Origin of the sequence: Streptococcus vestibularis ATCC 49124 (genome assembly GCF_000188295.1) — a bacterium.
In the GTDB taxonomy this organism is placed as follows: Bacteria; Bacillota; Bacilli; order Lactobacillales; family Streptococcaceae; genus Streptococcus; species Streptococcus vestibularis.
The window spans coordinates 643,450-658,133 of record NZ_GL831112.1 but is presented as its reverse complement, the minus strand read 5'-3'; the positions used below and the strand labels follow the sequence as shown (position 1 = coordinate 658,133).

Here is a 14,684-nt window from a genome sequence, read left to right as displayed (position 1 = left end):
TAAAAAACTGTATCTGTTCATCAGATACTTTTTTTATGCTTTAAATGATAGAGCTAAAAAAAGACAGTCCTGGAATACAGAAACTGTCAAATGATTTTTAAAGCACTTAAACTATCTTTTGCTTAAAATAAACATGTCAAAGTCGTGATAAGTCCAAAAACAATACCAGGAGCATTGGCTGCTGCAAGTGGTAAATCACGTTCTTTCTTGAAAAGACCATAATAAACCCAAAGGCTACAGTTAATAGCTGCAACGAGGGGTTGGATAAAGTTTCCTTTATGACCTGCCAAGTTGTCCATGATTTGTGGGATATAAGAAACATACATCAATACTGACATACATGTTGCTACCCAACCGACGATTTTCATTTGTTTGTCATTCATAGCCAAACTCCTTTATTAAAAATGCGAACGTATATTCTTATAATATCAAAGTAATTGTATCCTAAAAAACTAATGATTACAAGCTTTTTCAAAACTTATATTTATTTTTATTCATCCTCATATAATCATGAAATGATATAGAAAAAGAACAGTAGTTTACTCCGGAAAGACAGATAACTACTGTTCTTTTTATCTTATTTTGAGACTTTCCTTGACCTTTTAATGCAAACGATGTTGTCATGAGTACAGCCCCTAACGCGCCTAGTCCCAAGCTACTCACCTCGCCGGTATTGGGTAGGCTTGATTTACTTGTTTGGTTCGTTTGTGAACTTTTATCAGACTGGCTAGCCTTAGAGTTTGTATTTTATTTTTGAGCAAGATTAGTTTGTAAAACTGATCTACCCAAGATTAAGCTAGCTACTAGGACTGCCCCCGCTTTTTCCCATTTTGATGATTTCTTAATGGCATACCATTCCTGTGTTTATTTGGTATGTTTGTATGTCATCTGTTAAACCTCCTACTTACTTTTGTGATGACTCTATTAAACACAATAAACCTAAGATAAGACTTAAAGAGAAGTTAACCTTCCCTTAAAGTAAAAAAGCCCCAAGATATTGGGAGCTTTTGATCTCTAGGATAGACCACTCTAAATCCTTCTATAATGACTAGACTGACCTGACTAAAATTCAGTCCATCCCTATGCAACCATTTGCTAAAGAAGTTTTCATGAATATTTTGCCAGTAAGCTAGGCTTCGATCTTCTTCACCTTCTTTGTAAGCATGGTCAACGCTGACTTGTTTAAAAGGAAGAACCACAACTTTAGTTGTTTCAATAATACAAACGGTATTTTACTTGAGCAATGGGACCTAGCTAACCGCATATAAGGCAAAAGGTGAGCTAGTTACTGTCTTTTGTACCACCAAAACCAAATTGCGAGATAGTCTATCTCTACTCCAAATATCAAAAAATGGTAGACCAAAAGGGCTCTACCATTTTCATCTTAATACTTAGAATGTTTGTAACCGTAAAAGGCATAAATAGCCGAACCAACTAGCACTGCTATGCCAAAGGCTAACCAGGTTTGCCAACTGTACTGACTCATAAATGATAGACATACAATAATCGAAAGGATTGGTAAGACTGGAACAAATGGAACCTTAAATTCACCCTTTTGTGGCAAGCCCTTGTCTTTACGAAGAATGATAAGAGCAATAGCCAAGAGGACCAAATAAGCCAAGGTCGCAATGTTAACCAAGGATGCCATATTGGCCAAGGAGAAAACACCTGCTGAGATGGCTGAAAGGATACCAGTCAAAAGTGTCGCATGATGTGGAACCTTATGGGTCTTTGAAACCTTTTGGAAAGTTTGTGGAAGAAATCCATCACGCGCCAAGCTATAAACCATGCGACTAAGGGCATAGGCCATGGAAATACATACGGTAATCAAGGTCATAATGGCAACTACCGATACATAATTGGCTGCCCATGGCACACCAATGTAACGAAGGGCATAAGCTACGGCATCGTCGACATTTAACTTCGTATAGTGGACAACTCCCGTCAAGACTAATGAAACAACTGCATAAAGTGAAGCGACGATAATCAAAGCGAGAACAATACCTCGAGGAACATTCTTTTGCGGTTCCTTAATCTCATCTACTGTCATAGAGATGGATTCAAATCCAAGAAAACCAAAGAACATGAGAGAAGCACCTGCTATAATCCCCGTCTTACCACCATAAATTTGACCAAAGCCAAATGGTGCAAAGTTAGCCCAGTTGTCTGGATTCAGATGGAAAAGACCAACCAGGATGAAAACCGCCAAGGCAGAGAACTTAAGCACCACTAGGAGTGAGTTCAAACGAAGAACTTGTTTAGAATCCATGAGGAGGAGAGACGTTACAAGCACCAAAACCAAGACTGGCAATAGGTCAATATAGGTCCCCTGACTCGGATTAAAAGGGCCACTGATAGCCTTGGGGAGCTGTAGACCAAAGCTCGCCAAGAGCCCCTTGAGGTAGGCTCCCCAACCAGATGCAACACTAGAAACGGCGTTCATGAAAACGATCATTGTAAGCCATCCGCCCATCCAAGCAGGGTACTCACCCCAAGAAGCATAGAGATAACCATAAACGCCACCGGCGGATGGATAGCGTGAGGCAAACTCAGCAAAGAAAATAGCCGACATACCCACACAAACGGCTGAAATCAAAACCGAAATAATCAGGGCTGGACCTGCCAAGGTTGATGCTGCGGTACCAGTAATGGTAAAGATACCGGTTCCGACCATGGCACCAATCCCCAAGAGGACGACATCCCTAAGGGTCAGATGCCGTTTCATCTCGGTTTGAGCCAAACCAACATCTTTTTTACGAAAAATACTCATTTTTATACTCCATTTTCTGAGAAATACCGCACTATTATACCATACTACAGGACAAAAATAGAGCTATTTCTGTGTTTTTATACCTCTATTAATAAAAAGCATATTCAAGATTAAGATTTCGTAACAAGTATTTTCTAACGTGTGGCCTATATCTATCAAAAACCGACTGCTCAAAACTTTGCTTTAGTCGTCCATTATTTTGCAGTTTTAGTAAATTGGGATCATTTAAATTAGAAAACACTATGAAACTGAACAGGGTTTCAAATCTCAAGTTCTAGCTTTCATTTATCATTTATCTACTAACTGGTCTTAGGATAGAAAAATAACAAGATTTTTCAATCCTGCTACTTTTTTGTCTTATCATTTTGATAATGTTTAGTCATAGTACAGCCAATCGTCCAACTGACTGCCCGAGTTAAAGTAATTACTTGTCACCAAAAACTTTGAAGCGACCCTCTGTTTGGATGTCTTTATCCCCTGCTGGTGCAACAATTTGACCAAATGGCGCTTGAGCACGGAGTTTCCAGTTAGCTGGAATGTCGTATTTTTCAGCCAATTGGGCATCAACAAGTGGATTGTAGTGTTGTACGTTCATGCCGATATTCTTCTCAGCCAAAGCCAACCACGTCGCATAAAGGGCGATTCCATGACCTTGCTCTGACCAAATTGGGAAGTTTTCAGCGTAAAGTGGGAATTGCTCTTGAAGGCCTTTCACCACATCTTGATCTTCATAGAAGAGGATTGTTCCCTTAGCTTGGGCAAAACCTTTCAAACGTTCTTTTGTTCCCTCGAAGGCTTCTGCAGGTGTCACTTTTTCAAGCTCTGAATAAGCAATCTCATTCCAGAAGGCATCTGATTCTTCATCCAGCAAGATCACCACACGTGATGTTTGTGAGTTGAAAGCTGTTGGTGTGTTAAGAACCGCTCGTTGGATAGTATCAATCAATTCTTGATTTGAAAGTTCCACATCTTTTCCCAATGCATAGATAGAACGGCGTTTTGTTTGTAAGTCTGTAAAGTAGGTCATAGGTATTCCCTCTTTCTTTGTGATATATGTTAATTGTTAAAATTGTTAAGTTTATTTGTAATAAGTTTGATTACAATAATCATTATAGACCTTTCAAATGTAATGTCAATAGTTACGACTCAGGAATCACTAATTATTAATATTTTTTCTCACTCGTGTCAAAATACCATCATTATCCTCGAAGATTAACGCATTAGAAGATAACCATTTGACCTCTGCTCCACGATTCTTAGCACGTTCTGCTATGGTAATCAAGTCTTCCTTGTTTGCTACTTCAAGGACGTAGTGAGCAAGACTAGGCATATCTTCTTCACGTTTGACTAAGTTCTTGCCACCCCATTCATTGACAGCCAAGTGGTGATGGTAATCACCTGAAGCAATCCAACTAGCACTTGAAATGGTAAACTTATCTGCCAGCTCCAAAACATCCTGATAGAAAGCCGTTGCTAGCTGACTATCTTTGACCAATAAATGAATATGCCCCATGCGAGTATCCTTAGCTATCACAAAAGGCTCAACCTTGCGCCCCATCTCGTAAATTTCTTGAGCTGATAGTGCTTCTGTGACACCAACGATGCGACCATCCTCACGAATATCCCATTCAGCAACAGTTTTATCTCTGTAGAGCTCAATACCATTGCCTTCGAGGTCTTCCAAATAAAGAGCTTCACTATAACCGTGGTCAGCGGCACCAACAAAAGGATAGTCTAGCTCAGCAATATGTTTGAAAACATCTGCCGAATCCTCGCGAGATGGCAACATAATTGCCATATGGTAGAGACCATAACTGGACTTGACCGCTTCCTCACGATTGGTTTCAATCAAGTGAACTAGCGGCTTGTTTCCAGCACCCAAAATAATTTCTGTTGCAGTTTGAGATAGGATTTCAAGTCCTATAACCTGTGTATAAAATGCTGTCTGACGTGCCAAGTCCTTCACATTGAGTACCGCTTCTGCGAGGTAAATCTTACTATTGTAGTCGTATGTCATATGATTTTCTCCTGTGTTGTAATCATTCCTATGACATTATTATACTCAGTTTAATTGTAATATCGAACATTACAACTTGGAATTAAAAAGAAACCGAAAAACTTTCGATTTCTTATAGTTTAAAATCTAAAAATCAAGCTCCAACTTCTTTCCAGTTAGCCTTAGCATCCTTTAAAATACCAGCCAAAGTTTTCTTTTCGAGTTCTTTTTCCATTGCCATTTGAACGTCTACTAGGCTCTGATCCAAAATCCCATGGATATTACGTCCTACTGGACACGCTGGATTAGGATTGTCATGAAAACTAAAGAGTTTGCCACTTGGACCGATGCTATCCACCGCACGATAAACCTGTAAAAGGTTAATCTCCTCTGGTGTCTTGGCTAATGTGGCTCCTCCACTTCCCCTTTGAACTGAAATCAAGTCTGCTTTCTTCAGTTGCGACAAGGTTTTACGGATAATAACTGGATTGACCCCCACACTCCCTGCCATTAAATCACTGGTTAGCTTAGTTTCATTTCCCTTATTTTGTGCTATAAGGGTCAAAATATGGACAGCAATGGTAAAGCGACTTGGAATTTGCATATTTGGGACCTCTCATTCTTCTTTGCTATTTTACTTAATTATAACAAAAAGAACGTTGTAAAACAAGGAGTTACAACGATTCAAAAAGTTAGTCTTACACTAAAAAATAGAGCCATCGTAAACTCTATCCTTTTGTATTTGATAATAAGTAACTAGACTAATAATAGATAGTATTCTATCCTATTGAGGCTCTAGTTTGGTCTTTTGTTTCTTACGGACCCCCTGCCCCTCAATATGCTGTTTGACCAGATCCACAACTTCATCATTGGTTGGCAAGTCCGAGTGCTGAGCATCTTCACCTGTAACAGTGATTTCAGTATAACTTTTTGCCTGATTCTGATAGATATATTTCCCAGCAGACACACTAGCATCAGGAACCAGCTCATCCGAATCATAGGTAATGGTTCCAGCTACCGAATAGACATGCAGGGTAGACGGAATATTCTCCTTGGCAGCTATAAAGTCTGCTAGCATGACTGATTTATTTTTGATATTGGTTTCAGTGAAATTATAGGGCGTTCCGATAGTCATCAAAGAATTTATCTTGACATCGTAGTCGCTAAGATAATTTTCAATAAAAGCCGTATAAATCAGACCACCATTGGAATGGGCCAACCCTTTAAAATTATTGAAATTGTATTTATTCTGCAAGGCTTCAAAGGCCTGATTCATCATCTTAGCTTGTTTCTTGATATTACTATAGCCATCTTTGTTATTTTCAAATCCTATAACAATGACTGGTTCGTTGTCCTTAGCTTTGATTTTACCCTCAAAGGTGATACGCCCATTATTCCAAACCTTAACCTTGAGGAGGCTATGCTTGACACCACGACGGTCTTGATTAAGCTTACGTACTAGGCCATCAAATCTATTTTCCGTAGCGGAGCTCCCTGGAATCATGATAATGGGAGATAATTTTGAATTATAGAAAGTCTCTATTTCCTTGACATTTTTCCTAGTCCAACTATAGGATGGGACGGCTAGCCCAATAAGAAAGAGAGCAACAAGGATAAAGACCAACTTAGTTTTTTTATTTAGTTTCAAGGCTTTCTCCTTCCTCTTTTAGACCGTGTTGTACCTTATTAGACAAACGCACAAATGGTATAAAGATAAGAATGTCAACTGCAAAACAGAGGAGACTAATTGCTAGAGCTCGTAAACTACCCCCAGTTCCGATAAAGGCGAAAAGAAGACTTGGTGTACCATCTGGAACTGGATAAACCGCAGCTGGCATAAGATGAATAGCCAAGGCCACCGCAGCAATACCCATATTGATCATAGGTGCCAATAGGAAAGGAACCAGATAAACTAAATTAAGCAAGACTGGTATCCCCACCATAAATGGAGCCCCATTATTAAAGAGACTAGGAAAGACACTTAGAAGACTCACCTTCTTATCCTTGTAACTGGTTGATGCTAAAAGCAGAGCCACCAAGAGGGCTAGCCCTGAGCCAATGCCAGCAACCAAGCCATAACTATGATAAAGATTTGTTAGTGTGTAAAGGTGGGGAAGCCCAGTCGTCGTATGATGGGAAACAGCATAGGTCAGATTTTCCAAGGCAAAACTATCCTCGGCAATAGAATTTAGGGCAAAAGCCTGACTATTACCAATCCAAGCAAAAAAAGTGTTCAAAAGTCCCATCATAAAGGTTAAGAACAAATGATTATCAGTTACAGTAAAGGTAGAGGTAACCTGCCTAATCGTCTGAAAAATATTAGCCTGCTCTCCAATCACAAAGAGAATGTTAAGTCCAATAGCTAAAATGAGTGATAAAAAAATAGGACGGACAGTCTTTGGTTGATAAATATAGTTCTTGTCCACAATCTGATCATCACTAGCTCTTGAAAAGCGAAAAATCTGGCCAACCAGATAGCCAACAAAGATAGCCAACATAATGTTGATTGAAGCCGGTAAATTGATGCGAGTCAAAACACCATCGTTTAGCGGTGACAGCAACAGCTCCTGCGATCCTATAATTAAGCTAACCAAAAGGGATGTCACACCAGCTGTACCAGTACTTCTACCATAGTGACCAGCTGTGTATTTTCCTGCAAAGTAGGTTGATAAGGGCCCAGCTAAGCCACCAAGAAAGTTGGAAAGATTAATGAGCACCTGACCAGTTATCTTAAAGGCCGGTAACCAGTCAGAAACTAAAAACAGCTGATTGACATAGCCAAGCTCTGAAAATACCGATAGTGAAATCACCCGAATAATTCCTGAAAATAGGAAAAAGGGAAAGAGCGAAACCAAGGTTTTCTGCGTAATTTGGACGAAGCCTCGCTCACGAAACCAGAGAAACCTCTGGACCAAATAGTTTGTCATAAAAGACTCCTAGTAAAAGGCAAAATAAACTTTACATTCAACGTTTTTCTTCATTATAACACAAAGAGAGATGCCTTACCTTAATCCTGGGTTACAGCACACACTATCAGACTTTAATCCCCGTCATTTTTATGATTTCTTGAAAAATTTAAGAAACATTTGAGAATTTCTTGATGTTTATTTGATGACTTTATACTACAATAAAGATGAAAAGAAAGCAGTATCAAACAAGCGAAAGGAGGCTTATCATGAAAAAGGTACTTGAGGTCAGACATCTGACTAAACGTTACGGCCAACACCTAGCACTCGACAATGTAAACCTGACCTTAGAAAAGGGTGAGGTCTATGGCCTTATCGGAAGAAACGGGGCAGGTAAGACAACACTGATTAAAGTCATCACAAAACTCATCCGCCCTAGCCAAGGAAGTGTTTCCCTCTTCCACTCTACCTCCAAATCAGAGTGGACTCACGCACTGAAACGTGTTGGTTCTGTGATTGAAACACCAGTTGCCCTGAATCATCTCAATGCACGTCAAAACCTACGTTACTACTGCAAGATTCATCACGTTCCAAATCCTGACAATGTCATTGATGAAATCCTTGATACAGTTGGACTTGGACACACTGGTAAGAAAAAATTTCGTAGTTTCTCACTGGGTATGAAGCAACGTCTAGGTATCGCTATTGCACTGATTGCAAAACCAGACCTACTTATTTTAGATGAACCGATTAATGGTCTCGACCCAGTTGCTATCAAAGAATTCCGCCAAATGATTAAAAAATTGAGCGAAGAGCAAGGTATGACAGTTCTCATCTCTAGCCATATCTTGTCTGAACTCTATCAAGTTTCAACCCGCTTTGGCATTATTGATCACGGTCAAATCATCCGTGAAATCACTAAGGACGAATTCGAACATCTCAGCGAAGACTATATCGTTCTTAAAACTAACCAATTAGCCCTGGCTAGTCGCATTCTCCAAGACCAACTCCATCAACACTTCAAAGTGGTTAACGGCAACAATGAAATTCATATTTTTGACAAATCCCATGTTATAAAGGCAATTGTCAAAGAGCTGGTTAAACAAGAAGTTGAGATCGATGAAATTTACTACAAACGTCAAGACTTAGAAAACTACTTCACACAACTAGTAGATTCAGAAAGGAGGTAGGGCCATGTTACACACTATTCACGCCGATTTCTATCGACTCTTTCGTTCTAAAGGATTTTGGATTTCTGAAATTATCCTAGCCCTAAACATTATTTCTGGTGTCCTATTGGGAGGCACAGGTCATGTAGGCGTAGAAACTGGGGCAAAACAAGCCGTTAAAAGCGCCTCTTCGTGGACTGGTGTCGGATCACTGATTAATTACTCTAGTAGTATCTCCATGACAGTCCTCTTCACTTTAATTGTGGTCTCTATCATTTTAGGTGTTGATTTAGCACAAAAATTGTACAAGAATAATCTCACCTCCGGCATTTCACGGAGCGGATTCTTCTTCGCCAAGGCAACCGTCATTGTAGCTATCACTTTAGGACAACTCCTCTTGTCTTACGGCCTTGCCTTTGTTCTAGGTACTCTTTGCCACGGTCTTGGAACTGTACCTGATCACTTTGTTAGAAACTTTGCATTAACTTTCCTTCTCCAATTCTTGTGTAATCTAGCTTGGGTAAGTCTGACCACGGTTGCCCTCTACCTCACACATTCTATCGTGACAACCTTTGTGACTTACACCCTTGGTTTAGTAGCTTTAACCGTACCAGCAGCAATCTTCCCTAAAGTAGAAATTTTGAAATACTTGTCACTCAACTTTAATTACGGCATGACTGCAGATAAAACTATCATTCAAAATACTGCAATCGTGGCAGTAGGATTTATCCTAGCATTCACAGCTTTGGGCTTGATTACTTTTGAAAAACAAGATTTATGAGAACAAAAATAACATCGTGCACACGCTCGATGTTATTTTGATTTCTTGTTATCATTCGTTGATTTTCACAAATGCTTTATTTGAGTTTCCAAATCCAGCATCAACTTTTAATTTCAAATTAGTATCAGAGATTGTATCTGGATTCAAATCAAAAACAACATTACCAGTCACTTCATTTTCTGGATTAACACTGGTAAAGAAAAGATTTGCATCATCATTTGCATAGATTCCTGCTGTTGAATCAGTTTTATACTCTGTTTTATCTTTAACTAGCTTAAAGTCAGAATCAGATACTGTAATAGCCTTAGTACCGTTATTTTTTACAGTTACGTTTAGAATAAGATATGAACCTTTTGCATTCATACCAAATTCGCCACCTACATTTTACACGACTTCTTTAGTATGAATTGTGTATTCTACATCTGCAATTTTAAAAGTTTCTGACATCTTATAAGTAGGAATGTCCTTACTTTTTTATTTTTCTTATTTTTAAATCCAAAAATAACATTGCTATATTGATAATCATTATCAGTTTTTGCAGAAGCACTTGTTTGGTTCATTAGAGAAATAACAACTGCACCGACTAAGAACCCAGATAGAACGATAAATTCTAAAAATTTTACTTTTTTCATTAATTATTACCTCCGTACATTAATTATATCAGATAAATTAAAGGATTTATAGTAAAAATTAAATTATTTTTATATTGCAATTCTCTAATTTTTATTTTTCCCTCAAAGTTACAAAAAGATTATAAAAAACATAAACTTTATGTTTTCATAATCTCACTGTTAAATAAAACCATTCATTCTCATAGGACAAATGCAACTCACCCTCTAAGACTTGGACTAAGTGTTCGGTGATATAAAGTCCAAGTCCAGAGGAATCCTCGGTGTCTGACAGGTTTTCAGAATAAAAGCGGGTCGTTAGTCGGTCTAGATGCTGTATCGGCTGTTGTACCATATTACTAACTGACAAATAAATGCCATCGTCCTTTTTCTGCAATGTCAGATGAGCTTGATTCTTACCATGTTTTAGAACGTTACTGATAATATTCTGAAATAGACGTTCAAAAATATCTGGATCCATTTCGCATTGGATATCAGGGGTTACTTGAATATCTAGTGTAATCCCTGTCTCTTGAAACATGTCATAGTAAGGCAGGATAGACCTAACCACAAGTTGAGAAAAGTCCACATCTTGAAATTGTGGTTGGATGGCCCCCTCTGTTAATCGTCGATATTCCAACAAGGCTTCCAAACGCTTTGAAACAGTCAATAGATTTTTAGAAATCTTCTCCATAGCCATATCATCTTCCCTACTACTTCGAAGACTTTGCTGAGCATAGCCGCTCGCTACTGTTAGTGGTGTTCGTATATCATGGGCAATATTACTGATAGCCATATCCATGGTTTTCTTTTCTTGGAGAGCGACAAGCTTAGTCTTTTCAATTTGGGTAAAAAGAGACTCAATCCGATTCGTTAGGGTAACCAATGATTTAGGCTGGTTTTTCAAAGTAATTCGTCGATGACTTTCTTCAACTAGCTTTTCTTCAATCTGCTTTGAGAGAGATTTTACAGCCAAATAGTAACGAACTAGACAGGTAGTTGCTCCTAGAAGAAGTCCTATCAATACAATAAGCAGTCCTTCCATCAGTCTTCTCCTTTAAGTCGCACACCTAAGCCCCAAATCGTTTCGATATACTCCGTACCCGCATCCACTTGGGCTAGTTTCTTACGTAGATTACTCAACTGTGCATTCAATGTATTATCACATGATAGATAAGGGGCTTCCCAAACCGTCTCATAAAGGTCATCTTTAGTAAAAATTTTCTTTGGATTTTGAAGGAGTGTGTGGAAAATTTGAAACTCTTTCTTACCCAAACGAATGACTTTTCCCTGACAGGAGACTTCAAAACTGTCTGAGTTTATCGTGATATTTTTGACTTGATAGATGTTATCAGGCCTATCACTTCCCTTGCTGTGTTCACGTAGTTGAACCGAGACACGCGCATAAACTTCTTCAAGATCAAAGGGCTTAACGATATAATCATTTGCACCATCAAGTAAGTACTGGCTAATCAAGTGCTTGTCACCCAAGGCTGTCAGCATAATAACAGGAACAGAGCTTCTTTGCCTGATAAACTTAAGCACTTCTTCGCCACCTTTACCCGGTAACATGATATCTAGGAGAACCAAATCAATCTCTTGACTTTGAAACACAAGCTCTCCTTCGGTCCCAGAGTAGGCTTGGATAATATCATGTTCTTCAGAAAACAAGTTAAAAAGAATATTCTGGATATCCTCATTGTCCTCAATCTGTAAAATACGTGCCATGTCTTAATCCTCCAATGATACTACCAATTGTATACGCTCACTTTCTCTTTCATCTTAACAAAAAGCCAAATTAATGACAAGGTGAATTATGAGTTATTGATAGCATAAAAGGAAAAATAAAAACCGTAAGCCTTCGCTTCCGAGACTGACGGTCAATTATTTATTAAGCAAAAGTCGTCACATCAGAAGCATTCAAACGAACAGACTCGAAACCTTCTTCATTGGACTTACCAAGAGCAATGAGCAAAACTGGTACATGACGGTCTTCATCAAGTCCAAAGGCTTTGGCGAGACCTTCTTTTTTATAGCCACCAATGGCATTAGTATCGTAACCATAAGAACGAGCGACCAACATCAACTGCATGGCAGCCAGACTAGCATCAATATGAACAATTTCATTCATCACTTCACGTGGAGCATTGTCATACATTGGTACAATGCTTGATAGTTGCTTCTCCTTGACCTCTTCAGGCATTTTTCCTTGTGCAACGGCCTTACCATAGATTTCTTCAGCTCTTTCTTGGCTCTTCAAATCGGCAAAAATAAGGACCATGGCTGATGACGTTTCATTTTGCACCCCATTGAAGCTAACGAAAGGTGTCAATTTTTCCTTGCCCTCTTCGCTATCAACGACGACAAAGCGCCAAGGTTGCATGTTGACTGATGATGGTGCTGTAACAGTCTTATCTAGGATTTCCAACAGTTCTTCTCGCGGAATCTTAACAGATGGATCAAAGTTACGAATGGAACGACGGTTATAAACGATATCTGAAAAATCATTACTTACTACAGGCATCTTATGTCTCCTTTTTAACATTAGACGAAATTAATATAATCAAAATTATAACACAAGACATTTTTTATCAAAAATAATTGCTACAAAAGTGCTTAAAGATTGGTTTTCTTGAGTCCCAGACGTTTCACTTCTGATGAATAGTAAACCATAATCGTAATCAAGCTAATCGTGATTAGCCAGATTGACTTAATATGAATAAAATGCATCAGAAGAGCTGATACAACTGCACCAACCACAAAACTAACTACGACAAAGCCATAATTGACCGCCTGGCGACGATATTCTTTCTGAACTCCGCTCCCCTCAATAACATAGTAAAGTGCCGTCAGCATCCTTCGATAATTGCCTGAAGTCATAAAAATCACAAAGGGATGATTTTCAATCTGACTGCCGGTAAAAGTCTTCATCATGATACCTGCAGAAAAAGCAATAATCGGAAGCTCTAATAGAGCATTCGGCGTCAAGAATGGTAAAATGGCAGTCATTACGCAAAGAGGAAGTAAACCATAAACACGCCAGTAGGCATTCTTACGATGATCTTTAAACCACATGCCAAAAAGAAAACCTAAGGAAAAGAAAAGGATGGAAAAGCATCGCAACATGTTATGGTACATGTTACTACTACGCCAGTCAGCAACTAACAGGAGAATATTCCCTGTCTGAGTGGCAACCAAACTATGGTAATACATATGACAAAAGACATCCAAAGCTCCCCCTGAAAAACTGAGTAAATTTGCCATCATACGTGTGTTCTGAGGCAAAAGATTTCGAGACTCCATTACATAACTCCCATCTATAAATAAAAAAATGACAGTTTCAATAGCAAATCAAAAGAGACAAGCAAAAAACAACCCTCACGAGTTGCTTGCAATTCTATTAAAAATTAACTGTGTCGGGGTCATCCTGAGTTTTAATGCCTTGAATCTTATCCAAGACTGCCATGTCGTCCTCTGACAAATCAAAGTCAAATATATCCAAGTTGGCTTCGATATTTTTTGGTGTCACTGACTTAGGTAGTGGCAAGAAACCTTTTTGAAGGCTCCAACGTAGGGCAACTTGAGCAACTGATTTTCCGTTACGTTCAGCCACTGCTTCAACGTCTTCATTTCCAAAAATGCTACCAGTACCTAGTGGACTGTAGGCTTCAAGAAGAATGTCACGCTCTTGGCAATAGGCAACTAAATCTTCTTGGGCACAACCCGGAGCCAAAAGAATTTGATTGACATGTGGCACAATTTCAGCCGTTTCAAGGAGAGCATCAAGGTGATGTTGCATAAAGTTAGACACACCGATAGCACGCACCTTACCTTCTTTGTAGGCTTCTTCCATTGCCTTCCAAGCACCTGCATTGCCAGCCTTCCAAGCATCATTCTCACGAAGAGCCTTTGGATTTGGCCAGTGGATGAGCAAAAGATCCAAATAATCCACACCTAATCTTTCGAGTGACTCGACGATAGAGGCCTTAGCCAATTCGTAATCGTGCTTGTCATTCCAAAGTTTTGTAGTTAAGAAAATATCCTCACGCGCCACATCACTATCAGCAATCGCCTTACCTACAGAAACCTCGTTACCGTAGATTTGTGCTGTATCAATATGTGTGTAACCAGCCTTAAGTGCGAAACTAACGCTGTTATAAGCTTCTTCCCCTTCTGGAATTTGCCAAGTCCCAAAACCGATTTTAGGAATCGTAACGCCATTTGAAAGTGTATATGTTTCCATCCTGTTCTCCTTTTCAATTTGTAACAGAATTATCTTAAAAGATATAAGATAAAAATGCAAAGATTCACTACGATGTGTAGAGAAAAACTCCAAGTGGTAGTTTGTGACCAGATGGAGCTTCTATTCCTTATGATTACCCTCTATCATCGTACCCTTTTGGATGGCTAGAATGCCATGCCCAAGCACTTGCGATGATTTTTTCGATGTTATC

The 14,684-nt window shown here is 39.0% G+C and carries 16 protein-coding genes and 2 pseudogenes; 2 read left to right on the top strand and 16 right to left on the bottom strand.

The features are described from left to right. Window positions 1–122: 122 nt before the first annotated feature. The 9 genes and pseudogenes from HMPREF9425_RS03315 to HMPREF9425_RS03280 form a co-directional block, all read right to left on the bottom strand. Window positions 123–383, bottom strand: coding sequence for a SemiSWEET family transporter (locus tag HMPREF9425_RS03315; protein WP_003094097.1), 261 nt, complete (start codon window positions 381–383; stop codon window positions 123–125). An 88-nt stretch (window positions 384–471) separates the two neighbouring features. Further along, window positions 472–690 (bottom strand): annotated as a pseudogene (locus HMPREF9425_RS10490) (LPXTG cell wall anchor domain-containing protein); the annotation flags it as partial. A 272-nt stretch (window positions 691–962) separates the two neighbouring features. Beyond that, window positions 963–1,363 (bottom strand): annotated as a pseudogene (locus HMPREF9425_RS10675) (ASCH domain-containing protein). Window positions 1,364–1,384: 21 nt separating this feature from the next. After that, complete coding sequence (locus HMPREF9425_RS03305) at window positions 1,385–2,770, bottom strand: amino acid permease (protein ID WP_003096757.1); 1,386 nt, start codon at window positions 2,768–2,770, stop codon at window positions 1,385–1,387. Window positions 2,771–3,194: 424 nt separating this feature from the next. Further along, window positions 3,195–3,797 carry a nitroreductase family protein gene (locus HMPREF9425_RS03300; RefSeq protein WP_003096754.1) on the bottom strand — a complete coding sequence of 201 codons (603 nt, stop codon included), beginning with the start codon at window positions 3,795–3,797 and terminating at the stop codon, window positions 3,195–3,197. A gap of 129 nt (window positions 3,798–3,926) precedes the next feature. Then, window positions 3,927–4,787: a VOC family protein gene (locus HMPREF9425_RS03295; RefSeq protein WP_003096752.1), complete on the bottom strand. Its 861-nt coding sequence runs from the start codon at window positions 4,785–4,787 to the stop codon at window positions 3,927–3,929. Between the two features lie 133 nt (window positions 4,788–4,920). Continuing rightward, window positions 4,921–5,370 carry an Rrf2 family transcriptional regulator gene (locus HMPREF9425_RS03290; RefSeq protein WP_003096750.1) on the bottom strand — a complete coding sequence of 150 codons (450 nt, stop codon included), beginning with the start codon at window positions 5,368–5,370 and terminating at the stop codon, window positions 4,921–4,923. Between the two features lie 180 nt (window positions 5,371–5,550). Then, entirely contained in the window at window positions 5,551–6,414 is an 864-nt protein-coding gene (locus HMPREF9425_RS03285; RefSeq protein ID WP_003096749.1) for an alpha/beta hydrolase, read from the bottom strand. Then, window positions 6,401–7,693, bottom strand: a complete 1,293-nt coding sequence (locus tag HMPREF9425_RS03280) for a PTS sugar transporter subunit IIC (protein WP_003096747.1) — start codon at window positions 7,691–7,693, stop codon at window positions 6,401–6,403. Before HMPREF9425_RS03280 ends, HMPREF9425_RS03285 begins: the two co-directional genes overlap by 14 nt. Window positions 7,694–7,941: 248 nt before the next feature. On the opposite strand from HMPREF9425_RS03280, the gene HMPREF9425_RS03275 reads away from it, so the two are divergent. Both HMPREF9425_RS03275 and HMPREF9425_RS03270 read left to right on the top strand, forming a co-directional pair. Then, window positions 7,942–8,862 carry an ABC transporter ATP-binding protein gene (locus HMPREF9425_RS03275; protein ID WP_003094802.1) on the top strand — a complete coding sequence of 307 codons (921 nt, stop codon included), beginning with the start codon at window positions 7,942–7,944 and terminating at the stop codon, window positions 8,860–8,862. Window positions 8,863–8,866: 4 nt separating this feature from the next. Beyond that, complete coding sequence (locus HMPREF9425_RS03270) at window positions 8,867–9,622, top strand: ABC transporter permease (RefSeq protein ID WP_003093365.1); 756 nt, start codon at window positions 8,867–8,869, stop codon at window positions 9,620–9,622. A gap of 51 nt (window positions 9,623–9,673) precedes the next feature. On the opposite strand, the gene HMPREF9425_RS03265 is transcribed toward HMPREF9425_RS03270, so the two are convergent. From HMPREF9425_RS03265 to HMPREF9425_RS03235, 7 genes are all read right to left on the bottom strand, one after another. Continuing rightward, a complete protein-coding gene (locus HMPREF9425_RS03265) occupies window positions 9,674–9,985 on the bottom strand; it encodes a DUF4352 domain-containing protein (protein WP_003093431.1) in 312 nt (103 codons plus the stop codon). 53 nt (window positions 9,986–10,038) lie between these two features. Beyond that, window positions 10,039–10,254 (bottom strand): hypothetical protein, encoded by a 216-nt coding sequence (locus HMPREF9425_RS03260; protein WP_003096741.1) that lies wholly within the window; start codon window positions 10,252–10,254, stop codon window positions 10,039–10,041. Window positions 10,255–10,399: 145 nt separating this feature from the next. Continuing rightward, the gene (locus tag HMPREF9425_RS03255; protein ID WP_003096739.1) at window positions 10,400–11,275 is read right to left on the bottom strand and encodes a sensor histidine kinase; all 876 of its coding nucleotides are present in this window, start codon (window positions 11,273–11,275) and stop codon (window positions 10,400–10,402) included. Then, window positions 11,275–11,958 carry a response regulator transcription factor gene (locus HMPREF9425_RS03250; RefSeq protein WP_003094226.1) on the bottom strand — a complete coding sequence of 228 codons (684 nt, stop codon included), beginning with the start codon at window positions 11,956–11,958 and terminating at the stop codon, window positions 11,275–11,277. Before HMPREF9425_RS03250 ends, HMPREF9425_RS03255 begins: the two co-directional genes overlap by 1 nt. Window positions 11,959–12,121: 163 nt before the next feature. Further along, on the bottom strand, window positions 12,122–12,754 hold the full coding sequence (locus tag HMPREF9425_RS03245; protein ID WP_037621397.1) for a nitroreductase family protein: 633 nt from the start codon (window positions 12,752–12,754) through the stop codon (window positions 12,122–12,124). Window positions 12,755–12,846: 92 nt separating this feature from the next. Continuing rightward, the gene (locus tag HMPREF9425_RS03240; RefSeq protein WP_003096735.1) at window positions 12,847–13,533 is read right to left on the bottom strand and encodes a DUF1275 family protein; all 687 of its coding nucleotides are present in this window, start codon (window positions 13,531–13,533) and stop codon (window positions 12,847–12,849) included. Between the two features lie 97 nt (window positions 13,534–13,630). Then, window positions 13,631–14,473 carry an aldo/keto reductase gene (locus tag HMPREF9425_RS03235; RefSeq protein ID WP_003096734.1) on the bottom strand — a complete coding sequence of 281 codons (843 nt, stop codon included), beginning with the start codon at window positions 14,471–14,473 and terminating at the stop codon, window positions 13,631–13,633. Between the last annotated feature and the right edge of the window lie 211 nt (window positions 14,474–14,684).